Here is a 25,829-nt window from a genome sequence, read left to right on the forward strand (position 1 = left end):
TGATAAGATGGACGAATGAGCCGTTATGGCCGTTTATCGAAAGGAAGAAGTCAATGCGCAATCTGGTTAAATATGTCGGTATTGGCCTGCTGGTTATGGGGCTTGCGGCCTGTGATAATAGCGATACAAAAGCGCCAGCAGAGGGTGCTGCCGCAGAAAGTAGCGCCACTGGACAACCGGTCAGCCTGTTGGACGGTAAACTCAGTTTTTCCCTGCCAGCGGATATGACCGATCAGAGCGGCAAACTGGGCACCCAGGCGAACAATATGCACGTTTATTCTGACGCAACCGGCCAGAAAGCGGTGATTGTGATTGTTGGCGACAATACCAACGAAGACCTGGCTGTGCTGGCAAAACGCCTGGAAGATCAGCAGCGTAGCCGCGACCCGCAGTTGCAGGTCGTCACCAATAAATCTATTGAGCTGAAAGGCCACACGCTGCAACAGTTAGACAGCATCATCTCGGCCAAAGGCCAGACCGCTTACTCTTCCGTGGTGTTGGGTAAAGTCGATAACCAACTGCTGACTCTGCAAATCACGCTGCCTGCTGACGATCAGCAAAAAGCGCAGACTACCGCAGAAAACATCATTAACACGCTGGTTATCCAGTAACGGTTAAGACGATGACTCGGCCTCCGGTGACACCACCTGAGGCCGTTTTTTTAATCGCCAGGTAAGTAATAACGCCACCGCCACCAGCCCTGCCGCCGCCAGATAGATAACCGGCACGCCCGCCCAGGTCATGACCAGCCCGGCCAGCGGCCCCGTAACTCCCAGTGATAAATCCATAAACACCGTATACGTCGCCAGCGCAGCGCCCTGATTTTGCTGCGGGACGGCTTTTACCGCCACCACGCCCAGCGCCGGGAACACCAGCGAGAACCCTGCACCGGCCAGCAGGACGCCGCTTTTCGCCATCCACGGCATGGAAGCCATCCCCACCAGCAGCAACCCAACAATCTCGACGCTAAAACAGATCATCGCCACATTTAGTCCACCTAAACGGTTGATACCATTTGGGAATAACAGGCGGGTCCCCACAAACGTGCAGCTAAAAAGCGTCAGCGCGAAAGCGGCGCCGTCCCAGCCTTTGGCATCATAAAACAGGGTAATGAAAGTGGCGATCACGCCAAATCCGGCTGAGGCCAGGGCCAGCGCCATGCCGTACAACCAGACTCGCCCAAGCACCGCGCGAAACGGTAACGGTTTGCCTTTGCTGGCCTTCACCGCCGGACGAGGGAGCGCCAGCAGTATTGCCAACAGCGCCACGCCCATCACGGTCAGCGCCAGTCCCTGTAAGCCACCCCAGGCATAAAACAGAACGCCCAGCGGAGCGCCTATCGCCATCGCGCCATAGGTCACGATGCCGTTCCACGAAATCACCCGTCCGATGTGCATTGAACCAACGACCCCAACCCCCCACAGCGTAGAGCCCGTCCCGGCAAAGCTTTGCCCGATCCCTAGAATCACGCGCCCCAGGCATAACAGCAGCAGGCTGGCCAGCGGCCAGCCATTCGTGAAGCCCGCCAGGAAGTAGCCCAGACCACTTAAAAAACAGCCACACAGTCCGAATACCACAATCTTCTTTGGCCCCAGCAGGTCGGCATAGCGACCGGCATGTGGACGGCTCAGCAGCGTAGCGAAATATTGCAAGCTGATGACCAGCCCTGCCCAAAAAGCGCTAAATCCCATCACATCATGGACATAGCCTGGCAATACAGCGAGCGGCAGACCAATGGTCAGGTAGCTGGCGAAGTTAAACATCACCACAGAGACAATACGCAGATTAAGGCGTAAACCGCTAAGCGTCGGTTCAGCGACGGGTTCGGGCATGGAGGATCACCACGTTTTCACAACAGTGTTTCATTTCTACCATGTTGCCGGGCAGAAATCAGTAGTCAGTTTAGGAATATCAGTCGCAAGCCAGCCGCTACACTTAATGCAAAAACGCAAACAGGAAGACGACATGACAACCGCCCAGCCCGATAAAACGGGTTTGCACATTCTGCTCAAACTGGCCGCTCTGGTGGTGATCCTCGCGGGTATTCATGCTGCGGCGGATATCATCGTACAGCTTCTGCTGGCCCTTTTTTTTGCCATTGTATTGAATCCGCTGGTCACCTGGTTTATTCGCCGGGGTGTACGTCGGCCAGTCGCGATAACGTTAGTCGTGGTGGTGATGCTGATCGTTCTTACGGCGTTAATCGGCGTTCTGGCGTCATCCATTACTGAATTCATGGCCATGCTGCCAAAATACAACAAGGAGCTGACGCGCAAGGTTCTGTATCTGCAAGAGATGGTCCCTTTTCTGAATCTGCATATGTCCCCGGAGCGCATGCTGCAACGTATGGACTCCGACAAGCTGATGACCTTCACAACCACGCTGATGACAAGTCTTTCTGGTGCCATGGCCAGCGTCGTTCTGCTGGTGATGACGGTGGTCTTTATGTTGTTTGAGGTGCGTCATGTTCCCTATAAGCTGCGCTTTGCGCTGAACAACCCCCAAATCCATATTGCGGGGCTGCATCGGGCGCTGAAAGGTGTATCCCACTATCTGGCGCTGAAAACGTTGCTCAGCTTATGGACCGGCGCCATTGTCTGGCTCGGACTGGCGCTAATGGGGATTCAGTTTGCTCTGATGTGGGGTGTGCTGGCATTCCTGCTAAACTACGTGCCCAACATTGGCTCGGTCATTTCCGCCGTTCCACCCATGATCCAGGCGCTGCTGTTCAACGGCGTTTACGAATGCGTGCTGGTTGGGGCGCTGTTTCTGGTGGTGCATATGGTAATTGGCAACATCCTCGAGCCCCGCATGATGGGGCACCGGCTGGGATTATCGACGCTAATCGTGTTTCTCTCTCTGTTGGTGTGGGGATGGCTGCTTGGTCCGGTAGGTATGCTGCTCTCCGTGCCGTTAACCAGCGTGTGTAAAATCTGGATGGAAACCACCACAGGCGGTAGCAAACTGGCAATTTTGCTGGGACCCGGCAGGCCCAAAACCCGATTACCTGGATAAACTTGCAAACAGCATGTATAGAATGGTAAACAACCCCATTATTACTAAAGGTTAGCCTTGATATGTACCGGATCGTTCTTGGGAAAGTTTCTGTTTTAAGCGCTGGCACACTGCCTGCCGCACTGCGTGAGCAGGCCCCGCAAGGCGCTCGTCGTGCGCGCTGGCTGGCTGGTCGCGTGCTGCTTTCCCATACTCTTTCGCCATTACCGGACATCGTCTACAGCGAGCAAGGAAAACCGGCTTTTTCCGCCGACACTCCGCTGTGGTTCAATCTCAGCCACAGCGGTGATGATATTGCCCTGCTGCTCAGCGACGAAGGGGAAGTCGGCTGTGATATTGAAGTCGTTCGCCCGCGCGATAACTGGCAGACGCTGGCAAATACGGTGTTCAGTCTCAGGGAACATGCCGAAGTTGAGGCCGAACACCCGGAGCAACAGCTGGCGGCGTTCTGGCGCATCTGGACGCGTAAAGAAGCTATCGTGAAACAGCGTGGCGGCAGCGCCTGGCAAATTGTCAGCGTCGACAGCACCGTGCTAACCTCCTCACTCTCAGTCAGCCAGTGCCAGCTCGATACCCTGAGCCTGGCGGTGTGTACCCCCACGCCGTTTACCCTGACCGCCGACGCCGTGCAGCGTCTGGAAGCCTTAGCGTAAATTTTCCGGGAAGTTTTCCGGCAATTCATTGGCCGCACAGGCAATAACGCTGTCATTATTCGCCCCACAGTCACGCACGAAGGTGATGGTCGCAAACTCGTCAATCACCTCCGTTGGATATGCCGGACCCGCATCGCGATATGACATCATCAGCGGAATATGGTCATTCTGGAAACAGACCGTTTTTTGCGGATTGTTAATCACCCAGCGTGGGAAAAAGATGGTGCCGTGAAAGAGTTTGTCGCCCAGATTTACGATCAGGCTGACGTCGGTCCCGGTCGGTTCGGTCCATGAAATTTTATAAACACTCTCGCCAACCCGCACAATGTACGCCCGCTGATCCTTCACCCAACGATTCCCCACAATGCCGCTGTGAATACGGTAATCCAGAGTGGTGTCGTTTTTCACGTAGATCTCGTAATTCCAGCCATTATCGTAGGTATAGACCAGATGTTTGCCGACAAAGCCGCTCAAATCATGTTTATCAAAAGTGCTCATATTCGTTCTCCTCTTACTTGATGCGAGGATCTTACCGCTTCAAAAATTGGATGAATAACGCTATGTTTACATCATATTCATTCAATTTTTAGATGATTTATGCACAAGACAACGCTGGAGCAATGGGCCTTACTGGAGAAAGTCGTGGAGCTGGGCAGCTTTGCGAAAGCTGCGGAAGAGACCAACCGTAGCCAGTCTTCGGTGAGCTATAATCTGGCGCTACTGCAGGAGCGGCTTGGCGTGACGCTGCTGACGCCGGAAGGTCGCAGGGCGGTATTAACCCCTGCGGGAGAGCTACTGTTGGGCCAGGTCAAACCGTTACTGAAGGCCTTTTTATGGGTGGAAACCCGGGCAGCAACGTTGCAAAACGGCACGCGAACGCGGCTGGATTTCATGGTAGATAGCATCTTCCCACGCAAACGCCTGTTCGCGATCCTCAAGCAGTTTCAGCTGGCGTGGCCGCAGACGCAGGTACGTTTGACCGAAGTGCTGGAGAATGCTGACGATCGACTGGCAGCGCATGCCGATGCGGACGTGATGGTCCTGACCCGACGCCAGGATATCACCGGCCGCGGCGAATGGCTGATGAATATTGACTTCGTGGCCGTTGCCCACCGCGATCACCCGCTCTGCATGCTGGATGCGCCGCTGGATGAAGACGCATTACGCGCGTGGCCGCTGATTCGCATTGCCGATCGCGACAACCCGCAGCAAGCGGTGCGCGATGCCTGGACCTTCTCGACCATTGATGCCGCGATTGAGGCGGTGATGTATCAGGTCGGTTACGGCTGGTTGCCTGAGGAGCGAATCCAGCAGCAGCTTGAGCAGGGGTTATTACGACCGCTGCCGTTAAGCCATGGCGCTCGCCGTGCCACCCCGCTGCATCTGATCGTCAAAGACACGCTCGCGCCGCTGGATGAACAGGTAACAACCCTGCTGCGTTTATTGCGAGAGCATTAACCTTTTCCCCGGATGCCGGACGTGTGTTACAAAATACGCTATTCCCCTTACTCCCTGTGCGCCCACGCGCCACATGAAAGGTTAATTGCAGATGCAACGAGTCACCATTACCCTCGATGACGATTTACTGGAAACGCTCGACAGCCTGAGCCAGCGCCGTGGCTATAACAACCGTTCCGAAGCGATCCGCGATATTCTGCGCGGCGCACTGGCGCAGGAAACCACCCAGGAGCACGGCACTCAGGGATTCGCAGTGCTCTCGTATGTTTATGAGCATGAGAAGCGTGACCTGGCGAGCCGTATTGTTTCCACCCAACATCACCACCACGATTTATCAGTCGCCACGCTGCACGTGCACATCAACCATGACGACTGTCTGGAAATCGCTGTGCTAAAAGGTGACATGGGCGATGTGCAGCATTTTGCCGATGACGTGATTTCCCAGCGCGGCGTGCGCCACGGTCATCTGCAGTGCCTGCCGAAAGAAGAGTAATTGCTTGTTTTGTTGCCCGGCCTACATTCGCTCCCGTTTGTAGGCCGGATAAGGCGCAGCCGCCATCCGGCAATAATATTTACGCCATCGTGCCAATCGTCTTTCTGAAACGCAGCAGCGCTATCACGAAGAACGTACTGCCAATCGCCAGCAGCGTCAGGAACTGCGGCCAGACAATGTTAAATCCTGCGCCGCGGTAAAGAATCGCCTGCGCAAGGCTAACAAAATGGGTAGTCGGCATCGTCAGCATAATGTCCTGCACCGCCTGCGGCATGCTTTCACGCGGTGTAGAACCGCCGGAGAGCATCTGTAACGGCAGCAGTACCAGAATCATCAGCAGCCCCAGTTGTGGCATGGAGCGCGCCAGCGTGCCCATAAAAATGCCGATTGATGTGGTGGCGAACAGGCTCAGCGCCACTCCCAGCATAAACAGCGGTATCGAGCCTTCAATCGGTACGCCAAGCACACCTTTTACCATCAGCATCAACGACAGACCGGAAACCACCAGCACCACCAGCCCCATCGACCAGATTTTTGCCATCATGATTTCAAACGGCGTCACCGGCATCACCAGCAGGTGCTCAATGGTCCCATGTTCACGCTCGCGAATCAGCGCCGACCCGGTAAGCACAATCGCCAGCATGGTGATGTTGTTGATAATCGCCATCACCGCGCCAAAGCGGGCGGGTTCCAGATTAGGGTTAAAGCGCATACGCATTTCCAGCGCCACCGGCAGCTCGCTGTTATCGCGGAAACGCGACACAAAGCTGTTCACCTCGCCACTGATGATATTCTGGATATAGCTGTTGCCGGTAAAGGCCTGGCTCATCCGCGTGGCATCGACGTTAACCTGAATATCCGGCTGCCGCCCAGCCAGTACATCGCGCTGAAAATCAGGCGGAATGTTCACAGCGAAGGTATAGCGCCCGGCATCCAGCCCGGCATCCATCTCATCGGCGGTAATCATCTCCGGCGGTAAAAACCACGGACGATAAAAACTGTTCACAATGCGATTCGACAACTGTGACTGGTCCATATCAGCAATGGCAATCGGCGCCAGGTGCAGCGACCCTGGCAGAACGGTCGCAGAAGAGTAAACCGAGACCGTGAAGGCGAAGACGATCAGCGTCAGCATCGCTTTGTCACCCAGCAGGCTGCGTAACTCTTTGATGCCGAGGTTATAAATATTCCGTAATCGGCGCATCACCCCTCCTGTTTTTTCAGCAGCAATACGCTCAGACCAATGACCACTGGAATGGCTACCGCCAGTGGAATAAACAGCGGCCAGAGATCGGTCAGATCCAGCGCTTTAGAGAACGTCCCGCGCGCGATGGTCAGAAAATGGCTGGTCGGGTAAATTTCGCCAATCCACCGTCCCGGCCCTTCCAGCGAGGCGACCGGGTCGATCATCCCGGAAAACTGCGTCGCCGGGATCAGCGTAATAATCGCCGTACCAAAAATGGCGGCGATCTGACTTTTCATAAACGTGGAAATTAACAATCCCAGCCCGGTGGCAATGGTGACGTACAGCAGCGCGGCCAGCGTCAGGGTCACAAAACTCCCCTTATGCGGGACGCCGAATACAAACACCGACAGCGCGCACAGCAGCAGGAAGTTCAGCATGCCCAGCACGATGTAAGGCAACTGTTTGCCGAGTAAAAACTCGCTGCGGGTAGTGGGCGTCACGTACAGGTTGATAATCGACCCCAGCTCTTTCTCACGCACCACGCTCAGAGCGCTGAGCATGGAGGGGATCATCATCAACAGCAGCGGGATCACCGCCGGAACAATCGCTGGCAGGCTTTTCACATCCGGGTTGTAACGATAGCGAGTTTCAATGGTCATCAGTCCGTTTTGCCCGCTGGTATTTGGCTGACGCGCCATCACATCCTGCAGCCAGGTCTGGTGCATCGCCTGCACGTAGCCTCTGACCGTTTCCGCACGGCTCGGCATTGCGCCATCGACCCAGACGCCAATCTTCACCGGCGTTCCACGCGCGATATCGCGGCCAAAATTGGGCGGGATCTCTATGGCTACCGCGACTTCGCCCGAGCGCATCCGTTTGTCCAGCTCGTCATAACTGGTAAGCGGTGGCTGCTCGATAAAATAGCGCGATCCCGCCAGATTCAGCGTCCACGCCTGGCTGCTGACTGTCTGGTCACGATCGAGCACCGAAAAACGCAGGTTTTCCACATCCATGCTGATGCCGTAGCCCATGATCAGCATCAGGATCACCGTGCCCATCAGCGCCAGCGTTGAACGTACCGGATCACGTCGCAGCTCCAGCGCTTCGCGGCGGCTGTAGCTGAACAAGCGCCGCAGGCTAAATCCCTGGTGCGGCGGCTGACTGTTTTCATGCACTGCCGGGACATTGGCTGGCGGTAACTGAGCCTCCGGCGCCGGACCTGCCGCTTCCTGTAACCAGGAGATAAACGCCTCTTCCAGACTGGCGGCACCACGCTGTTTCACCAGCTCCTGCGGCGTACCGCTGGCCAGGACTTTTCCGGCGTGCATCAGCGACATGCGGTCGCAGCGCTCCGCTTCGTTCATAAAATGGGTGGAGATAAAAATGGTCACTTTATCCTGACGCGACAGATCGACCATCAGTTGCCAGAACATGTCTCTCGCCACCGGATCGACCCCGGAGGTTGGTTCATCGAGAATGAGCATCTCTGGGCGATGGATCACCGCCACCGCCAGCGACAGGCGTTGACGGATCCCCAACGGCAGCGCGCCGGGCAACGCGTCTTCGACATCGGTCAGCGAAAAGCGCTCACTCATTTCTTGTACCCGCCCCGGGATTTCTGCTTCGGGGATATGGAACAACCGCGCGTGTAGCTCGAGGTTTTGCCGCACGGTCAGCTCGCTGTAGAGCGAAAACGCCTGCGACATATAGCCTACCCGGCGACGGGTATCGATATTCTTCGGGTCAACCGCTTGCCCAAACAGCCACGCCTCACCTTCACTTGCGGGTAGCAGCCCGGTGAGCATTTTCATGGTGGTGGATTTACCGCAGCCGTTGGAGCCGAGAAAACCGAAGATTTCCCCGCGCGGAATACGAAAGTTAACGTGGTCAACGGCCACGAACTTGCCGAAGCGCATGGTCAGATCTTTCGCCTCGATGGCAATCTCTTCATGCTCAGCGTGATACGGCGGGATCACCACTGGCTTATGCGCCTGGCGCTGGGCTTCGGGTAACAGCGCGATAAACGCCTGCTCCAGCGTGTCGGAGTTGGTTTTTTCGCGTAGCTGCTGCGCGCTCCCGGTGGCCAGCACCTCCCCGGCGTTCATCGCCACCAGCCAGTCAAAGCGCTCGGCTTCTTCCATGTAGGCGGTCGCAACCAGCACGCTCATGTTGGTCTGCCGCTGGCGAATGCTGTTAATCAGATCCCAGAACTGGGCGCGGGACAGCGGGTCGACCCCGGTGGTAGGTTCATCGAGAATTAACAGTTCCGGGTCATGGATCAACGCGCAGCACAGCCCCAGCTTTTGCTTCATCCCACCCGAGAGTTTCCCGGCCGGACGATCGCGAAACGGCGCCAGTCCGGTGCTGTTCAGCAGCTCGGTAATCCGCGCTTCGCGCTCCGCTTTGTCATGGCCAAACAGCCGGGCAAAGAAATCGACGTTCTCATACACCGACAGCGTGTGGTACAGGTTTTTCCCCAGCCCCTGCGGCATCCAGGCAATGCGCGGGCAGACATCCCGGCGATGTTTCGGGTCGCGCATATCGCCGCCCAGCACCATCACGTTACCGTGTTCAATGACACGCGCGCCGGAGATGAGCGACAGCAGGCTCGATTTTCCGACGCCATCCGGGCCAATCAGCCCCACCATACAGCGGGCGGGGATATCCAGCGTGATATTGTTCAGCGCTACCGTTTTCCCGTAATGCTGACTCACGCCGTCAAGGTGCGCCACGGGAGGAACGGGAACCAGCGCCAGATGCGTCATTGCGGCAACCTCACCATCAGGTCGTCAGGCCAGGCTCGATTCTCATCGATACGCACCCACGCCATGCCCGGCAGACCGGTTTTCACGTACTCGAGATGCTGCTGCAACAGCTCTGGCGGGATACGCGCTTTAACGCGGAACATCAGCTTCAGCCGCTCATCGCTGGTTTCGACCGTTTTCGGTGTGAACTGCGCGACGCTTGCCACAAAGCTGATGGTCGCCGGAACACGCAGATCCGGTGCGGCATCCAGCACCAGGCGCGCTTCGCCGCCAATCTTCAGTAAGCCAGCCTGTTCGGTAGGCAAGAAGAACGTCATGTAGACATCGCTGAGATCGACCATATTCAGGACGCGCCCACCCGCAGAAAGCACCTCACCCGGCTCAGCAACGCGGTACTGCACGCGACCATCGCGCGGGGCTTTCAGTTCGCTGTCATCAATATCAGCCGCAATACGACGTTCAGTGGCCTGCGCGGCTTCTACGCGGGTTTGCGCCTGAATGATGCTGGTGCGAGCGGCTTCAATTGCGGCTTTTGCCGCTGAGACCTGCGCCTTTGCGGATTCCAGCGCCGCACGTGCGCTTTCTGCCGCGGCCCGATCGTCATCCAGTTGTTGCTCAGACACGGCCCCACGCTGGGATAGCGAACGGGAACGCACGTGGCGTTTAGAAACCGACTGCAGCTCCGCCTCGCGCTGTTTTACTACCGACTGCGCGGCGCGCATTTCACTTTGCCGCTGTTCCAGCAGCGCTCGCGCCGCCGCCACCGCGCTTTCGGCCTCTTTGATTTGCGCGATCGCTTCCAGCCGCTGCTCCTGCAGCACGCGAGTATCCATTTTCGCCAACACCTCGCCCTGACGAACGAACTGCCCTTCCGACACAAGGATCGTGTCAATTCGCCCGGCAATCTTGGTAGCAATATCCACTTCGGTGGCTTCAATTCTGCCGTTGCTGGCTGCGAACCCCTCCGGTATTCCGGCAGGACGGAGCATCCACCATGCTATCGCGGCCACCACGACCAGGATGCCCGCCCCCCACCACATTACATGACGCTTAAACTTATCCATATTCGACCCGCCGTAATCCCTGTTATCAAACGATGCGTGTCACAAAGCCCACTGAACAGCTATTCAGCGGGAGATTCCATCCGGGATGAGAAGGAATAAGAAACCATGGCCAGAGAGCGGACAGGCGTTAAGGCAACCTGCGCCGCGCAGGAAGTGAATGACGAAAATGCTGTGAAATCGGGTAGTAATGTTGTCATCATCAGCGTTCCTGGCCGGAAATGAAACACGCATACTCATAACTGCTATCTATTGAATACTAACACCTGGATTCAATATGTCTATTCGGTTGTAGTTTCCACTTCAGCCCTATCGCGCTCTGGCACAGGGAATATTTCGTATATCAACGATTGATAAACATTCACAACTATAAACATAATCAATAATTAGACATCGCTATAATAGTGGCTCATTTACCGATCTCGTTATGGCGAGGCTCCTGTACAAATACAAGTTACCGCCCTGCTGGTATCGAGAGAGGCCACTCAGGGAAATACAGGCATCCATCGAATCAAGGTGTTGCCAAGGTAACTTCTGACGATTTCACCATCGGGCAGATACGTTGTTCAGTGCTAAAACCAGGACGTAGGGATCCGCCTGCGCTAACCCTGTCTTGTTCGCCCCTATGAGAGATTTTTATAGGGAATTACACCATGTCATCTATGCCACTCTGCGCCGCCCATCATCCTATGCCGGATTTCAATGGCGATGCTATCGCGCAATATATGCGCACCGATTTTATTACCCTGCCGGATCATCTCAGCGTGAACGGCGCTCGTGAATACTTTGTCTCCCAGCTCACAACGGATGATATTCCAGGCCAGGTCTTTGTTGTAGCTGGAAAAGCGCTGCGCGGGGTGTTATCCATCAAGCGCTTATTGCAGGAAAAAGATACATCGCTGAACATCAACCATCTTACGGACAGTTGTTTATTTCATGTAAAGCCAGATGATGAACGGGCACAGGTCGTTGCCGAGTTAGCCGAACGCGAACTCGATCTGGTGGCTGTCGTTGAGAAAGGTGAGCTGGTCGGTTGTCTGATGGAAAAAGAGATCGCTCATCTACAGGAAGATGATGTTACCGAAGATGTTCAGCTTCAGGGGGCAACGTTGCCGCTGGAAAAACCCTACCTGGAGATTAGCCCGTGGACATTGTGGAAAAAACGTTCTGTCTGGCTACTGCTACTTTTTGTCGCAGAAGCCTATACCAGCAGCGTTCTTCAACATTTTGAAGAGGCGCTGGAATCTGCTATTGCACTGGCCTTTTTTATTCCACTATTAATTGGTACTGGCGGCAACAGCGGTACGCAGATCACCTCAACGCTGGTACGTTCAATGGCGCTGGGAGAAGTACGGCTGCGCGATATGGGTCGGGTGATCCGCAAAGAAGTTTCAACTTCGCTGCTGATCGCCCTGACGCTGGGTCTGGCTGGCTGCTTGCGCGCGTGGATGATGGGTATCGGAGTGGAAATCACGCTAATCGTTAGCCTGACGCTGGTTTGCATTACGTTGTGGAGCGCCGTGGTGTCATCAGTGATCCCCATGGTGCTCAAGCGTATCGGCATTGATCCCGCCGTGGTTTCGGCCCCGTTTATCGCCACGCTTATCGACGGTACCGGGTTGATTATCTACTTTAAAATCGCCCAGTATTTTCTTGGTCTGAACTAATGATAACGCCCGGCAGCCCAGGTTGTCGGGCACCACGGTCAGGCAGGTGCCAAATCCTGCGCGCATGCCCAGGCGCTCGACCACGCCCACTGGAAGTTATAGCCGCCCAGCCAGCCGGTGACGTCCATGACTTCGCCGATAAAGTAGAGTCCCGGTACTTTGCGCGCTTCCATCGTGCGCGATGACAGCTCGTTGGTATCGACGCCGCCCAACGTGACTTCAGCGGTACGATACCCTTCCGTACCGTTCGGCTGCACCCGCCACTCGGTCAGCGTCTCAACCAGCGTTTGCTGATCGCGCACATTAAGCTGCTTCAGCGAGACATCCGGGATTTGCCCTAACTGCTGTAAACATTCCACCAGACGCTTTGGCAACTGCATTGCCAGGGTGTTCTTTAAGCTTTGATTAGGGTGTGCGCTACGTTGGTCATCGAGGAAGCTCGCGAGGTCAACATCCGGCAACAAATTAATGCTGACAAATTCACCTGGCTGCCAAAAACTGGAAATTTGCAGCACGGCCGGACCAGAAAGCCCGCGGTGCGTAAAGAGCAGGTTTTCACGAAATACGGTGCCGTCCTCGGCGGTGATAACGGAAGAAACGGATACGCCAGAGAGCACCTGAAGCTGCTCCAGTAGCGGCTTATGTAAGGTGAAAGGCACCAGACCTGCGCGCGTAGGCAAAACGTTCAGGCCGAACTGTTCCGCAATTTTATAACCAAACGGCGTCGCGCCCAGACCCGGCATAGAGAGACCACCGGAGGCAATAACCAGCTTTTTCGTGCCGACACTCATCCCATTCAATTCCAGGACAAAATCGTCACCATCTCGCTCAACGCTCAGGATTTCGCTACGTAACCGCATAGTTACGTTACCTTTTTCACACTCATCCACCAGCATATCGACTATTTGCTGGGCGGAATCATCGCAGAAAAGCTGGCCTAGCGTTTTTTCATGCCAGGCAATACCGTGCTTACCCACCAGATCGATAAAATCCCACTGTGTATAACGCGCCAGCGCCGATTTGCAAAAATGCGGGTTTTGGCTCAAATACGCAGCCGGCTCGACATAAAGGTTGGTAAAGTTGCAGCGGCCCCCGCCAGACATGAGAATCTTGCGCCCGGGCTTTTTACCATTATCAATTAGCAGTACGCGACTACCTGCTTGTCCTGCCTGCGCGGCACAAAACATACCCGCTGCGCCAGCGCCTATAATAACGGTATCAAACCTTTCCACGTTGCGATCCTCTCTAAAAAGCGGGTGTGAATTGTAAAGATTCCTCAGTGGTCGCACCAGCACCAAACTACCGATAAAGGGTATTTATCTGAAATATATAGGATAATTCTTTAGTGGTGTAAAACAAAGCAGGAGACAAATCAAAAAAACTCTATATTTCACTTTGCCCGCGCCGCCAAAGTCACTGATAATGCGCCGCGTTCATGTCCTCAAAATGGCGTAACGTCCTATGCTACATTTGTTTGCTGGCCTGGATTTACATACCGGGCTTTTACTATTGCTTGCTCTGGCTTTCGTGCTGTTCTACGAAGCAATTAATGGCTTCCATGATACAGCCAATGCTGTCGCAACTGTGATCTATACCCGTGCAATGCGTTCGCAATTGGCGGTGGTCATGGCTGCGGTGTTCAACTTCTTTGGTGTTTTGCTGGGCGGTCTCAGCGTGGCGTATGCCATCGTGCATATGTTACCAACGGATCTGCTGCTTAATATGGGATCGTCACATGGCCTCGCCATGGTGTTCTCCATGTTGCTGGCGGCAATTATCTGGAACCTGGGTACCTGGTACTTTGGTCTGCCTGCATCCAGCTCCCACACGCTGATTGGCGCCATTATCGGTATTGGTTTAACCAATGCGCTGATGAACGGCACCTCGGTGGTGGATGCACTTAACATCCCGAAAGTTATCGGTATTTTTGCCTCGCTTATCATCTCACCCATTGTCGGTCTGGTGGTTGCAGGTGGTCTTATTTTCATTCTGCGCCGCTACTGGAGCGGTACGAAAAAACGTGCCCGTATCCACCTGACGCCGGCAGAACGTGAAAAGAAAGACGGAAAGAAAAAGCCGCCGTTCTGGACGCGTATTGCACTGATCCTCTCCGCTATCGGCGTGGCGTTCTCCCACGGCGCGAACGATGGTCAGAAAGGCATTGGTCTGGTGATGCTAGTGCTGATTGGCGTAGCGCCAGCAGGTTTCGTGGTGAATATGAATGCTTCCGGTTACGAAATTACCCGTACCCGTGATGCAATCAATAACGTCGAAGTCTTCTTCCAGCAGCGCCCTGACCTGCTTAAACAGGCCACAGGCGTAGACCAGCTGATTCCGTCCCCGACGGACGCGGCACCAGCGACGCCGACCGAGTTCCATTGCCACCCGGCGAATACCATCAACGCGCTGGAACGTGCGAAAGGTATGCTGGCAAATCTGGAAACCTACGACAAGTTAAGCGTCGAACAGCGTGGTCAGTTGCGCCGTATTATGCTGTGCATCTCTGATACCACCGATAAAGTGGTTAAGCTGCCTGGCGTAAGCGCTGACGATCAGCGTCTGCTGAAGAAACTGAAATCTGACATGCTGAGCACCATTGAGTACGCGCCTATCTGGATCATTATGGCCGTCGCACTGGCGCTGGGTATTGGTACGATGATTGGCTGGCGTCGCGTGGCAACCACTATCGGTGAGAAAATCGGTAAAAAAGGCATGACCTATGCCCAGGGGATGTCGGCGCAGATGACCGCCGCAGTCTCTATCGGTCTTGCCAGCTACACCGGTATGCCCGTTTCCACCACACACGTTCTCTCCTCTTCCGTTGCGGGAACGATGGTTGTTGATGGCGGCGGTTTGCAGCGTAAAACGGTGACCAGCATTCTGATGGCCTGGGTCTTCACCCTGCCAGCAGCAATTCTTCTTTCCGGCGGGCTGTACTGGCTCTCCCTGAAGCTTATCTAAGCGAATGCGCGGTAAAAAAGCGGGTCAGGAAACTGGCCCGCTTTTTTTGTATCTGTCGTTGGAATCAGTGCCAGATAATCAGCGCAACCATGCTGATTAGCACCAGGCCGCATAGCGCGCTGGTGAGAATGAACTGACCGCGAACCCGCTCACAGCGGCGAATAAATTCATCATCATGATGATCGCGGTAACGCTGAGCGTAGATATACCACACCAGACGCATCTGCTTGTTCGGTTGCCCATGCGAGGTAAAAAAGCCCCCTCCATCTACATACTGGTAAAGCAATGGATCGCAACCACGAAGTACTACTAACAGTGCGCGTAGCGAAGAAAAATAGCGCGCCATATTAACAATGCAAACGACACATAAAGCCCAGAACAATGCAATGGTGCTTATCATACCCCCTCCCCGGCGACCCGCCCACGGAACTCCTTTCCGGGACTACCGCTCCCCGATACCCTGCCAAACCATTCAGTGAAGAGTACTGAAGAAACCGTTCGTATTAGTATCACGCATTCGAACGCCCCTCTAGATAGTGTAGGAGATTAGTTAATTTTTTTGCCAGAAGGTTAATCGCTATCAATGCAATTAACTAAAAAATTTGTTTAACTGCTTGGCAAGCAAGGCGGATTGACGGATTATTCTGGTCGCTATAATGTAAGGATAGTCCTTATATGGTACGTTTTTACGACTGGGCTAGCCCCGCGCACAAGGTTCGCAGGACGCGGATGACGCGGCGGCAGAGAAACGCCAGCAGGCTAGTCATCGACAACTTATGGAAGGAGTAACACTATGGCTTATAAACACATTCTTATCGCGGTTGATCTTTCTCCGGAAAGCAAAGTTCTGGTTGAAAAAGCGGTCTCTATGGCGCGGCCTTACAATGCTAAAGTTTCCCTTATCCACGTTGACGTAAACTATTCCGACCTGTACACCGGCCTTATCGACGTGAATCTGGGCGACATGCAGAAACGCATTTCTGAAGAAACCCACCACGCGTTAACCGAGCTGTCCACCAATGCAGGCTACCCTATCACCGAAACCCTGAGTGGTAGCGGCGACCTGGGTCAGGTTCTGGTTGATGCCATCAAAAAATACGACATGGATCTGGTCGTTTGTGGTCACCACCAGGATTTCTGGAGCAAACTGATGTCCTCCGCGCGCCAACTGATCAACACCGTCCACGTCGACATGTTGATTGTTCCGCTGCGTGACGACGAAGAAGCATAAAATGCTTGCCGCCGGGAAATAGCCCGGCCTGCTGCAAGTAGTTAAGCCTGTAAACGCCCGCCTGTGCGGGCGTTTTTGTTTTTATCATTCGGACACAATTAGTACATCAATCCAACAAACAAATCATAATTAGTGTGATCAACTAATTGGATCGAAAACCATCTCTATAATACTCTACTCTCGCGGCTAATAGCCGCAGTCTATAACAAAATAAGACTTTTTCGGCGCGTTTAAGCATACGCGTTCATACTTTTCGGGATGGCTTTGAAAGGCGATGGAATATGAATAAAACTGCACCTACGGGCTTGCTGCAGCAACCTCGTCCGTTCTTCATGATCTTCTTTGTAGAATTATGGGAACGATTTGGCTATTACGGCGTTCAGGGCATCCTGGCGGTATTCTTTGTTAAGCAGCTAGGATTTTCACAGGAACAGGCATTTGTCACCTTTGGTGCCTTTGCTGCGCTGGTCTACGGCCTGATCTCGATCGGCGGCTACGTCGGCGACCACCTGTTAGGCACCAAGCGCACGCTGGTTCTCGGTGCCATTGTGCTGGCAATCGGCTACTTCATGACCGGGATGTCGCTGCTCAAGCCCGATCTGATCTTTATTGCTTTGGGTACCATTGCCGTCGGTAACGGGCTGTTTAAAGCCAACCCGGCAAGCCTGTTGTCAAAATGCTATCCACCAAAAGACGCCCGTCTGGACGGTGCTTTCACCCTGTTTTATATGTCGATTAACATCGGTTCGTTGCTGTCGCTGTCGCTGGCGCCGGTGATTGCCGATAAGTTTGGCTACGCGGTGACCTACAACCTGTGCGGAGCCGGGCTTATCGTCGCGCTGCTGGTCTACTTTGCCTGCCGTGGGATGGTAAAAAATATCGGTTCTGAGCCAGACCATAAGCCGCTGAATTTCCGTAATCTGCTGTACGTGCTGGCCGGTACGGTAGTGATGGTATTTGTCTGCGCCTGGCTGATGCACAACGTGCAGATTGCCAACCTGGTGCTGATCGTCTTGTCGATTGCCGTGACTATCATCTTCTTCCGTCAGGCATTCAAACTGGATAAAACCGGGCGCAACAAGATGTTCGTGGCCTTCATCCTGATGCTGGAAGCGGTTGTGTTCTACGTGCTGTACGCGCAGATGCCGACATCGCTGAACTTCTTTGCTATCAATAACGTGCACCATGAAATTCTCGGTTTCGCCATTAACCCAGTGAGCTTCCAGGCGCTGAACCCGTTCTGGGTGGTGCTGGCAAGTCCGGTATTGGCCGCGATCTATACCCGTCTGGGAAACAAAGGCAAAGACCTGACTATGCCGATGAAATTTACGCTCGGTATGTTCCTGTGCTCGTTGGGCTTCCTGACGGCCGCAGCTGCCGGGATGTGGTTTGCGGATGCGCAGGGGCTGACGTCGCCGTGGTTTATCGTGCTGGTATATCTGTTCCAGAGCCTGGGTGAACTGCTGATTAGTGCCCTGGGACTGGCGATGGTCGCCGCTCTCGTGCCGCAGCACCTGATGGGCTTTATTCTCGGGATGTGGTTCCTGACGCAAGCCGCCGCCTTCCTGATGGGCGGGTATGTCGCCACGTTTACTGCCGTACCGGAGAACATCACCGACCCGCTGCAAACTCTGCCTATCTACACCAACGTCTTCAGTAAGATAGGCCTGGTCACCCTGGCTGTCACGGTGGTGATGGCGATTATGGTGCCCTGGCTGAACCGAATGATTAATACGCCAGATAGCAGTAAATAAGCTTTTTTAACATTAACCGCGAGTCACATCGCGGTTTTTTTTGCCTTTTAAGTCCTGCATTGTAAGAGCGTAGTTTATACAAACAGGTCATCATGAATGGACATGACCATAAACGATATTGCGTTGATTAAGACTTCGGTCTTATCACGCCAGCGGAAAACGCTTCTCACCGAGGATGAGCACCGGGCATTTTCAATCGCTACCCTTTGCGCGCGTTAATCCACTCCTGAACTTCGACCACAAAAGTGTCCGGCGCTTTGCGGTACATTTTGCGCGCCAAATCCAGAATCGTATGCTGACCGAGCGCTTCTTCCATTCGCTGCTGAGCCATATCCATTACCGAGCGCACACCACAAATGCCTTCACAGGCCCACTCCGGCGGATGCTCCTCAAATACCGCCAGCCGCTGGCGAATTTCACGACACTCAAAGATGCGCTTATCGCCATCAATGGCATTCACCACGTCCAGCACCGTAATGTGTTCAGCAGGTTTAGCCAACTGGAAACCGCCGCCCTTTCCCTCAATGCTGCGCACCAGGCCCGCTTTCGACAAACGGGTGAAAATTTTCGCCAGGTAGTCGTACGGCACGCTTTGCAGCTCGGCAATTTCCCGCACGCTCATATCCCGCGCGTCGCCCTTGCTGTCGACCATACACATCAGGCTATGAATGCCGTACTCAACCCCGGAACTGTAAAATGCCATTCTCTTATCTCAGCCAAAATGAATCTGAGTTAATTGTAGCTTTTTCGTCTCATTCATTCCAGACAGCAGCACAACCCATATTTATATAAAAAATTTAATCATATATTTATCAAATAGATAATCAAACACCCTACGACATCAGGACAAAAAGGATCCTGATCGCATTGCAATTCTTAACTACGACAAATAAAATCCGAGTAAATTATTCGTAGTCACCAGAGAGAACCCCCCAATGCGTAAACGAATTCTGATCGTGGGCGCCGGCTTTGCCGGTATGTGGGCAGCATTAAGCGCCGCACGACTGGCGGATAAACATCAGCAGGCCATTGATATTACAGTAATTGCACCACAGCCTGAGCTGCGTGTCCGCCCACGCTTTTATGAACGCGCCGTACAAACCCTGGTCGCCCCACTGCAACCCTTGTTTGACGTTACCGGCGTCAACTTCCTGCAAGGTCACGTCGAGCAGATCATCCCGGACTCTAAAGAGGTGAGCTGGAAAGATGCCAACGGAGAAATTCATCTGCGCCGCTACGACCGCCTGGTACTCGCCAGCGGGAGTCACGTTAACCGCGACGCCGTTGTCGGTGCAGCCGAGCATGCGTTTGACCTCGACCAGCTCGAGAGCGCCACCGCACTGGAGCAGCACATTACAGACCTGGCATTACAGCCGGAAAGTGAGACTCGCAATACGGTGGTGGTCTGTGGCGGCGGCTTTACCGGGATTGAGATGGCGCTGGAATTACCTGGTCGTCTGCGTGAGATTCTGGGTGCCGATGCTAAGACCAGAGTGGTCGTAGTTGAACGCGGTGCTCAGCCTGCCGGGCGCTGGAGCCAGGAATTACGCGACGTGATAATCGAAGCCTCCGCTGAACTGGGCATCGAATGGTTGGTAAATGCAGAAGTAGAAAGCGTGGATGCTGGCGGCGTAACGCTGAAAGATGGGCAGGTTATTGCCTCTCAAACAGTTATCTGGACCGTCGGCGTGCAGGCCAATAGCCTGACAGCACAGATTAACGCCCCGCGCGATCGACAGGGCCGCCTGCATGTGAATGCCAATCTGCAGGTCGTGGGTCATGATGATATCTACGCCACTGGCGATGTGGCCTACGCCGCCACCGATGACAAAGGCAACCATGCGTTAATGACCTGCCAGCACGCTATTTTGTTGGGTAAATTTGCCGGTAATAACGCCGCTGCAAGCCTGCTAGGAGTAGAACCTTCACCGTACCGTCAGGAGATGTACGTCACCTGTCTGGATCTCGGCGCGTGGGGGGCGGTGTATACCGAAGGATGGGATCAGCAGGTCAAACTCACTCGCGCAGAAGCGAAGAAACTGAAAGTATCGATTGTCAGTGAACTGATTTATCCGCCGAAAGCGGAAAGAGCCGTCGCATTTGAGATGGCTGACCCATACGCACCGTTTGTCTAACCTCCAGTAAACATAGTCTTCCTGACGGACAATCACTCTGTCAGGAAGTCGCCAGTGCCATACAACCTCCCCAGCAATGCCCCATCAGTTATATACATGGTTCTTTATCAATTATTCCCCTCAATTTTAATCACGCATAAAGACGCATTAAAAAAGCAAACGTGCAAATAAACGCATTAATGAATCGATTAACAATCGTACAAGACAGAAATGCGATCCTTTACGCAAAACACCAGAAATCAAAGCAACCAACTGAATTAAAAGAATTTAAAATGTATCCTGTGATTAGTATCGCAAAAATCAACGATCTTCGTAGGCAATGCGTTTTTCTGCGCATAGATTATAAACACGCAAAAAACAGCATCAACATGTAAACAATATGCTGCGGGCATCGAATGTCAAATACCCAGGCAGCTGCTGTCAGTCAATCGTGAAAAGTGGGAGAACGTAAATGGATCAAGCAACAAAGTGGTTGGATCTTTCCGGTAAAGTCGTGGTCGTGACGGGTGGCAGTATGGGCCTGGGTGAAAAAATGGTTGAGAATCTCAACGCCAACGGTGCAACCGTGGTTTATGCCGATTTATCACCCAATAAAAACTTCAGCCAGTTCGACGACATCATCTTTATCAAATGCGATGTGACCAAAAAAACAGAAGTTGAGCAGCTCACGGCCTCAGTGGTAAAGAGGTTTGGTCATATAGACGGTTTAGTCAACAATGCTGGTGTCAGCCGTCCACGCCTGTTAGTCGATGTATTTAAGGAAAAACCAGAATATGAACTGAGCGAAGATGATTTCGACTTTATGGTCAATGTTAACCAGAAAGCTGTTTTTCTGGTATCGCAGTCCATTGGGCGCCAGATGGTCGAACAAGAATCAGGCGTCATTATCAATATGACTTCTGAAGCTGGTGTTCAGGGTTCACGCGGGCAGAGCTGCTATTCCGCAACGAAAGCCGCCGTTAACGCCTTCACATTTTCATGGGCGAAAGAGTTGGGCCCCCACAATGTGCGCGTTGTTAGCGTTGAGCCAGCCATCAATGTACCAACGCCAATGAACAGCGAAGCCAATTTCCGGGCGCTGGCTTACACACGAGGAACCGATCCAAATCATGTTCATAAAGACTATAAAGGCATTATTCCTCTTGGTCGTCCGGGGAAACTTGAAGAGATTGCCGACCTGATCTCTTTCCTGGTTTCCGATCATTCTTCTTATATCACCGGGTCCGTAATCAATATTACCGGCGGTAAATCGCATCATTAATCACTCATCAATATAAGAATGGAGCCGACCATGGGGAACAGTCGAATTGCCAATAGCCCTGCGTTAGCAAAAATTAGAAAGTTTGGTGGAGTTATGAGCGGCATGGTTATGCCGAATCTGGGAGCGTTTGTGGGATGGGGGTTAATGGCCGCCATCTTTATCCCTAATGGCTGGTTCCCTAATGAAAAATTAGGTGAAATGGTTGGCCCAATCCTGAATTACCTTTTTCCATTACTGATTGGCTATACCGCAGGATATAACATCCACGGTCAACGTGGAGGGGTCATTGCTGCATTCGCGACAATGGGCGTTATTGTCGGGTCCGAAATCACGATGATCAGTGGGGCGATGGTCATGGGGCCACTCTCTTCCTGGCTGTTGAAGAAATTTGACCAAAAAGTGCAGGACAAAATTAAGCCGGGATTTGAAATGTTCGTCAATAATTTCAGTCTCGGAATTATTGGCCTGATATGCGCTATTTTCGCCTATATGACCGTTGGGCCGGTTATCCGCCTGCTGATTGTCATTATCACGTCAGGGGTAAACTGGTGTACCAGCAATAATTTACTCCCTTTACTGTCCGTGTTTATGGCGCCCGCTCAGGTTCTGTTCCTGAATAATGTGGTTAACCACGGCATTCTCGCACCAATTGGTTTCGCCCAGGTTCCCGAACTGGGTAAATCAATTATGTTCCTGGTGGATACCAATAATGGCCCACTGCTCGGAACATTAATGGCGATAGCCCTGTTTGGACGTGGGCGCGCGAAGAAAACAGCACCGATGGCGATGTTTATTGCAGGTATAGCGGGGATCGGTGAAGTCTATTTTCCATTTGTGCTGGCAAATCCATTACTGGTATTCGCCACAATGGGAGGACTTGCCGTCTCCTTATTCTTACAAGTCATCATGGAAGGCGGGTTGATCGGCGTTGCATCTCCAGGCAGTTTAATCGCTATCGCCATGATGACGCCGAAAAGCGCCATCGTTGCCAATCTGGTGTCCATCAGCGCAGGGTTTATCGTGTCATGCGCGCTGGGCTGGTTAATACTTAAAATCAGCCCCGGTTCAGAAGATGATGATGAAAGCCCAGTGACTGTCGGCGGGCGTCAGGTTAAATCTGTGGCTGATTTTGTCCCGGGCTTATCCAATACCAGCGTAAAAAAGGTGCAACGTATATTAGTCGCATGTGATTCCGGGATGGGTTCTAGCGCAATGGGCGCTTCTGTTCTACGTAAACGACTACAAGAAGAAGGGCTCGGCTATATTAAGGTTATTAACGATTCAGCAAACCGAGTGGGTAGAGACTACGATATGGTAATTACTTTATCTGGGCTCCTTGAGCGCGCAAAATTAAGCTGTGAAAACACCGATACTGTGTTTATGACCGTTAATAACTTTATTAAGTTGAGTGATTATGACGAAACAGTTGCGTTTATAAAATCGCATAATCATGAAAACCATGAAGAGGTGCCAGCATGAGTGACATCTTTATCCCCGAGAACATTATTCTTAATGCACATGCCAACGATAAATTTGAAGCTATAACACTTACTGGAAATATTCTGAGAATGAATGGCTATGTGACAGATAAATACGTTCAGAGAATGAAACTCAGAGAGGAGATTGTTTCAACTTATTTAGGCAATGGTTTAGCAATACCACATGGTACCGATGGTTCAGATTGCGAAATCATTAAGTCAGGCATTTCTTTAGTACAGTTTCCTGACGGTATAGACTTTGGTGATGGAAATACTGCCTATATAACCATAGGTATCGCGGGTAAAGAAGGCGAACATATGGACTTGTTAAATAAAATCGCCTTAATTTGCATTGAAGAAAAGAATGTTCAGGCATTACGAACCGCTAATTCCATAGAATATATTTTACAAGTGCTAAACATCTAAGATATACTCATTATTCTCTGAATAAAATGAGTCATTACGATGAAAGCGGCAAGACAAGATATTATTCTTCAAATACTTGAGAAAGAGAAAAAGATTGTTGTCAGTAAATTAAGTGAGCGTCTTAAGGTTTCTGAGGACACCATAAGACGCGACTTAAATGAGCTTGCGAATCAAGGAGTAATTCATCGTGTTCATAGTGGCGCAATACGCGTCGGGCCTGCCATCACTGAGTTTAATATCCGGCAGGATCTGAACACCAGTGAGAAAGTAAAGCTGGCAAAGAAAGCCGTACATTTAATTAAAGAAAATAGCGTCATTTTAATTGACGGAGGAACAACTAACTACGAACTCATAAAGCTAATACCCAAAGATTTAAAATGCACTGTTGTTTCTAATAACATCCCTATTCTGCATTTATTAAGTGATTACAAGAATGTAGAGGTTATAGGATTAGGGGGCAGGCTTTATAAAAACTCTTTGGTTTTAATTGGTGCTGAAACTATTCGTGAATTAAATGCTATTCGCCCGGATATATACTTTATGGGTGTTGCGCATGTTGACAGTGAAGTCGGTGTAACTATTCCCGATCTGGATGAGTGTTATACCAAACAAAAAATGGCTGAAGTCTCAAATGAAGTTGCCATTCTTGTAACCGAAGAAAAACTTGAGACCAGATCTAATTTCGTGGTGTCCTCACTCAAGGATATAAATCATATATTCACGAGCAAGGATATCTAATAATATGAGGAGTTATAATGAAACGCGTATTAATTATAGGCGCTGGCCGCCTTGGTAAAGGCTTTGTGGGCGAAACATTTGACAATGCTGGCTGGGATATAACATTTCTGGATAAAGACCAAAGAGTTATTGATGAACTGAACCGTGAAAACAAATATACCGTTCAGGTTTTTCGTACTGATGACATCATTTTACACGAGATCACCAACTTTAATGCTTTTTTGACCGATGACAACTATTCTGTCATGAATGACTTTCTTGAGTCGTCTGTCATTATGTGTCCACTTTATCCAGAGGATTTTGCAGAATCCGCTCAGTATCTTGGCAAATGTTTTGAGCATCAATATCATATTGACCCAAACAAAAAAATGTCATTAATTTGCCTGACAAATAAAAATCATATTATTAAAGATATTGAAGGCTGGTACCGTGACGCAATCCCATCTGCTGAAGCGCGTCAATGGTTCGACACCCACGTAGCGATCCGCGACTCAATTGTCAGACGCTCCACCGATGCCAAAACGCACTACGCAACCCAGATAGACAGCACCGCCGTTGCCTCATTGATCATTCAAACTCCTCTTTATAACGACATCAGTGGTGTGGAATGGCTAGAGCCACGCGAACATCTGGAAATGCTTAAAGACATCAAAGTATTTACCATCAATGGCCCTCACGCTACTACCGCCTGGTATGGACACCTGAAAGGTTACAAAACCATTCCTGATGCCTCAGCCGATCCTCAGGTTTCAGATTTGGCCAATGCGGTACACGATGTCACAATTACTGCGGTAATGACCGAATACCCACAAATCACGCGTGAAGCATTAAAAGATCTGGAGTACTTACCTAAAGCTAAAAACGAACTCCCGGATTCGATTCATCGTGTCGCCTATGATCCTATTCGGAAATTGGCTTATCAGGATCGCTTAATGGGTGTAGTGCAACTTTGTCTTAAACACGACCTCGATTACACCCCCCTCACAAAAGCGATCGCTTGCGGCCTTGCTTATTATGCCGAAGACGATCAAGCCTCTGTCAAACTGCAACAGAAAATGCAACGAATGGGATTGCTGACTACCGCTGCCGAAATCATTGGCTTACCTAAAAATCACCCTGTGACGCTTAATGTTGCACAGCAATATTTAGCGCTGGATGCTGAAAATTTAATTCCAACGACACAGTGTTAATTATGATGCCTGATGCCAATTGCAATGCTCGTTTCATCATAAAAAATGAGCATGGTCTACATGCTCGTCCAGGAGCAAACCTGGTTGCGACATTAAAACCCTTTAAATGTGAAGTTAAGATCGCAAATCTTGCAAGAAGTGATAAATACGTAAATGCAAAGAGTCTAATGGCTCTCATGTCCCTGGGTATAAAAAAAGGCCATGAAGTCAATATCGTATTCCTGGGTGAAGATGCCCAAATTGCATTACAAAAACTTAGCGCCGAAATTGAAAATGGTTTAGGTGAATAAGCTAATATCATTGGCGCTTATTTTTAAATAAGCGCCAACATCCGAAGATTTGGGAGCATTATGATGA

At 51.9% G+C, this 25,829-nt stretch carries 24 protein-coding genes and 1 riboswitch; of the genes, 16 read left to right on the plus strand and 8 right to left on the minus strand.

Translation table 11 applies throughout. The annotated features are described in order from the left end of the window. Nucleotides 1-53: 53 nt before the first annotated feature. A complete protein-coding gene (locus ABIE10_RS18355; protein ID WP_016154847.1) occupies nt 54-611 on the plus strand; it encodes a DcrB family lipoprotein in 558 nt (185 codons plus the stop codon). Nucleotides 612-614: 3 nt separating this feature from the next. Here the strand turns inward: ABIE10_RS18355 and ABIE10_RS18360 are convergent, their stop codons facing one another. Then, nucleotides 615-1,832, minus strand: coding sequence for an MFS transporter (locus ABIE10_RS18360; protein WP_047358184.1), 1,218 nt, complete (start codon nt 1,830-1,832; stop codon nt 615-617). Between the two features lie 133 nt (nt 1,833-1,965). Between ABIE10_RS18360 and ABIE10_RS18365 the strand changes: the two genes are divergently transcribed. Together ABIE10_RS18365 and acpT are read left to right on the plus strand one after the other, a co-directional pair. Then, nucleotides 1,966-3,015, plus strand: a complete 1,050-nt coding sequence (locus ABIE10_RS18365; protein WP_047358185.1) for an AI-2E family transporter — start codon at nt 1,966-1,968, stop codon at nt 3,013-3,015. Nucleotides 3,016-3,077: 62 nt separating this feature from the next. Then, complete coding sequence (acpT, locus tag ABIE10_RS18370) at nt 3,078-3,668, plus strand: 4'-phosphopantetheinyl transferase AcpT (RefSeq protein ID WP_216403864.1); 591 nt, start codon at nt 3,078-3,080, stop codon at nt 3,666-3,668. On the opposite strand, the gene ABIE10_RS18375 is transcribed toward acpT, so the two are convergent. Next, entirely contained in the window at nt 3,660-4,166 is a 507-nt protein-coding gene (locus ABIE10_RS18375) for a phenolic acid decarboxylase (RefSeq protein WP_019078109.1), read from the minus strand. The genes acpT and ABIE10_RS18375 overlap by 9 nt on opposite strands. Before the next feature lie 99 nt (nt 4,167-4,265). On the opposite strand from ABIE10_RS18375, the gene ABIE10_RS18380 reads away from it, so the two are divergent. Next, nucleotides 4,266-5,126: a LysR family transcriptional regulator gene (locus ABIE10_RS18380; protein ID WP_103928725.1), complete on the plus strand. Its 861-nt coding sequence runs from the start codon at nt 4,266-4,268 to the stop codon at nt 5,124-5,126. 91 nt (nt 5,127-5,217) lie between these two features. Next, nucleotides 5,218-5,619, plus strand: coding sequence for a nickel-responsive transcriptional regulator NikR (gene nikR / locus ABIE10_RS18385; protein ID WP_005121550.1), 402 nt, complete (start codon nt 5,218-5,220; stop codon nt 5,617-5,619). 79 nt (nt 5,620-5,698) lie between these two features. On the opposite strand, the gene ABIE10_RS18390 is transcribed toward nikR, so the two are convergent. From ABIE10_RS18390 to ABIE10_RS18400, 3 genes are read right to left on the minus strand one after another with little or no spacing between them, the layout of a single operon-like run. After that, nucleotides 5,699-6,823: an ABC transporter permease gene (locus ABIE10_RS18390; RefSeq protein WP_047501395.1), complete on the minus strand. Its 1,125-nt coding sequence runs from the start codon at nt 6,821-6,823 to the stop codon at nt 5,699-5,701. Beyond that, a complete protein-coding gene (rbbA, locus tag ABIE10_RS18395; RefSeq protein WP_429156533.1) occupies nt 6,823-9,570 on the minus strand; it encodes a ribosome-associated ATPase/putative transporter RbbA in 2,748 nt (915 codons plus the stop codon). The genes ABIE10_RS18390 and rbbA overlap by 1 nt, the downstream gene beginning before the upstream one ends. After that, nucleotides 9,567-10,634: an HlyD family secretion protein gene (locus tag ABIE10_RS18400; RefSeq protein WP_016157686.1), complete on the minus strand. Its 1,068-nt coding sequence runs from the start codon at nt 10,632-10,634 to the stop codon at nt 9,567-9,569. The genes rbbA and ABIE10_RS18400 overlap by 4 nt, the downstream gene beginning before the upstream one ends. Before the next feature lie 411 nt (nt 10,635-11,045). Continuing rightward, a riboswitch (M-box (ykoK) riboswitch) is annotated at nt 11,046-11,229 on the plus strand. 55 nt (nt 11,230-11,284) lie between these two features. Between ABIE10_RS18400 and ABIE10_RS18405 the strand changes: the two genes are divergently transcribed. After that, complete coding sequence (locus tag ABIE10_RS18405; RefSeq protein ID WP_016154873.1) at nt 11,285-12,298, plus strand: magnesium transporter; 1,014 nt, start codon at nt 11,285-11,287, stop codon at nt 12,296-12,298. Between the two features lie 38 nt (nt 12,299-12,336). On the opposite strand, the gene ABIE10_RS18410 is transcribed toward ABIE10_RS18405, so the two are convergent. Then, nucleotides 12,337-13,530, minus strand: coding sequence for an NAD(P)/FAD-dependent oxidoreductase (locus ABIE10_RS18410; protein ID WP_153689928.1), 1,194 nt, complete (start codon nt 13,528-13,530; stop codon nt 12,337-12,339). 229 nt (nt 13,531-13,759) lie between these two features. Between ABIE10_RS18410 and pitA the strand changes: the two genes are divergently transcribed. After that, nucleotides 13,760-15,259, plus strand: coding sequence for an inorganic phosphate transporter PitA (gene pitA, locus ABIE10_RS18415; protein ID WP_016154875.1), 1,500 nt, complete (start codon nt 13,760-13,762; stop codon nt 15,257-15,259). A gap of 64 nt (nt 15,260-15,323) precedes the next feature. Here pitA and uspB read toward each other — a convergent pair whose 3' ends face one another. Then, complete coding sequence (uspB, locus tag ABIE10_RS18420; RefSeq protein ID WP_003023371.1) at nt 15,324-15,659, minus strand: universal stress protein UspB; 336 nt, start codon at nt 15,657-15,659, stop codon at nt 15,324-15,326. Between the two features lie 393 nt (nt 15,660-16,052). Between uspB and uspA the strand changes: the two genes are divergently transcribed. Next, on the plus strand, nt 16,053-16,490 hold the full coding sequence (gene uspA, locus ABIE10_RS18425; protein ID WP_003023368.1) for a universal stress protein UspA: 438 nt from the start codon (nt 16,053-16,055) through the stop codon (nt 16,488-16,490). Nucleotides 16,491-16,771: 281 nt separating this feature from the next. Beyond that, nucleotides 16,772-18,244 carry a dipeptide/tripeptide permease DtpB gene (gene dtpB, locus ABIE10_RS18430; RefSeq protein WP_016157689.1) on the plus strand — a complete coding sequence of 491 codons (1,473 nt, stop codon included), beginning with the start codon at nt 16,772-16,774 and terminating at the stop codon, nt 18,242-18,244. Nucleotides 18,245-18,443: 199 nt separating this feature from the next. Here the strand turns inward: dtpB and ABIE10_RS18435 are convergent, their stop codons facing one another. Next, nucleotides 18,444-18,947: an RrF2 family transcriptional regulator gene (locus tag ABIE10_RS18435; protein ID WP_016154877.1), complete on the minus strand. Its 504-nt coding sequence runs from the start codon at nt 18,945-18,947 to the stop codon at nt 18,444-18,446. 232 nt (nt 18,948-19,179) lie between these two features. Between ABIE10_RS18435 and ABIE10_RS18440 the strand changes: the two genes are divergently transcribed. The 7 genes from ABIE10_RS18440 to ABIE10_RS18470 all read left to right on the plus strand — a co-directional run bounded on the left by ABIE10_RS18440 (nt 19,180) and on the right by ABIE10_RS18470 (nt 25,762). Beyond that, a complete protein-coding gene (locus ABIE10_RS18440) occupies nt 19,180-20,379 on the plus strand; it encodes an NAD(P)/FAD-dependent oxidoreductase (protein ID WP_047501388.1) in 1,200 nt (399 codons plus the stop codon). A gap of 451 nt (nt 20,380-20,830) precedes the next feature. Continuing rightward, nucleotides 20,831-21,640, plus strand: coding sequence for a sorbitol-6-phosphate dehydrogenase subunit (locus ABIE10_RS18445; RefSeq protein ID WP_429156552.1), 810 nt, complete (start codon nt 20,831-20,833; stop codon nt 21,638-21,640). Nucleotides 21,641-21,670: 30 nt separating this feature from the next. Continuing rightward, nucleotides 21,671-23,119 carry a PTS mannitol transporter subunit IICB gene (locus ABIE10_RS18450; RefSeq protein WP_016157692.1) on the plus strand — a complete coding sequence of 483 codons (1,449 nt, stop codon included), beginning with the start codon at nt 21,671-21,673 and terminating at the stop codon, nt 23,117-23,119. Further along, a complete protein-coding gene (locus ABIE10_RS18455; RefSeq protein ID WP_047501384.1) occupies nt 23,116-23,544 on the plus strand; it encodes a PTS sugar transporter subunit IIA in 429 nt (142 codons plus the stop codon). Before ABIE10_RS18450 ends, ABIE10_RS18455 begins: the two co-directional genes overlap by 4 nt. Before the next feature lie 39 nt (nt 23,545-23,583). Continuing rightward, entirely contained in the window at nt 23,584-24,282 is a 699-nt protein-coding gene (locus ABIE10_RS18460; protein WP_049283126.1) for a DeoR/GlpR family DNA-binding transcription regulator, read from the plus strand. 17 nt (nt 24,283-24,299) lie between these two features. Beyond that, nucleotides 24,300-25,472, plus strand: a complete 1,173-nt coding sequence (locus ABIE10_RS18465; protein WP_019078100.1) for a mannitol dehydrogenase — start codon at nt 24,300-24,302, stop codon at nt 25,470-25,472. Nucleotides 25,473-25,474: 2 nt separating this feature from the next. Further along, complete coding sequence (locus ABIE10_RS18470) at nt 25,475-25,762, plus strand: HPr family phosphocarrier protein (protein ID WP_029139725.1); 288 nt, start codon at nt 25,475-25,477, stop codon at nt 25,760-25,762. Nucleotides 25,763-25,829: the final 67 nt, after the last annotated feature.

Source organism: Citrobacter sp. 506 (assembly GCF_050434985.1).
Classification (GTDB): Bacteria; Pseudomonadota; Gammaproteobacteria; order Enterobacterales; family Enterobacteriaceae; genus Citrobacter; species Citrobacter braakii.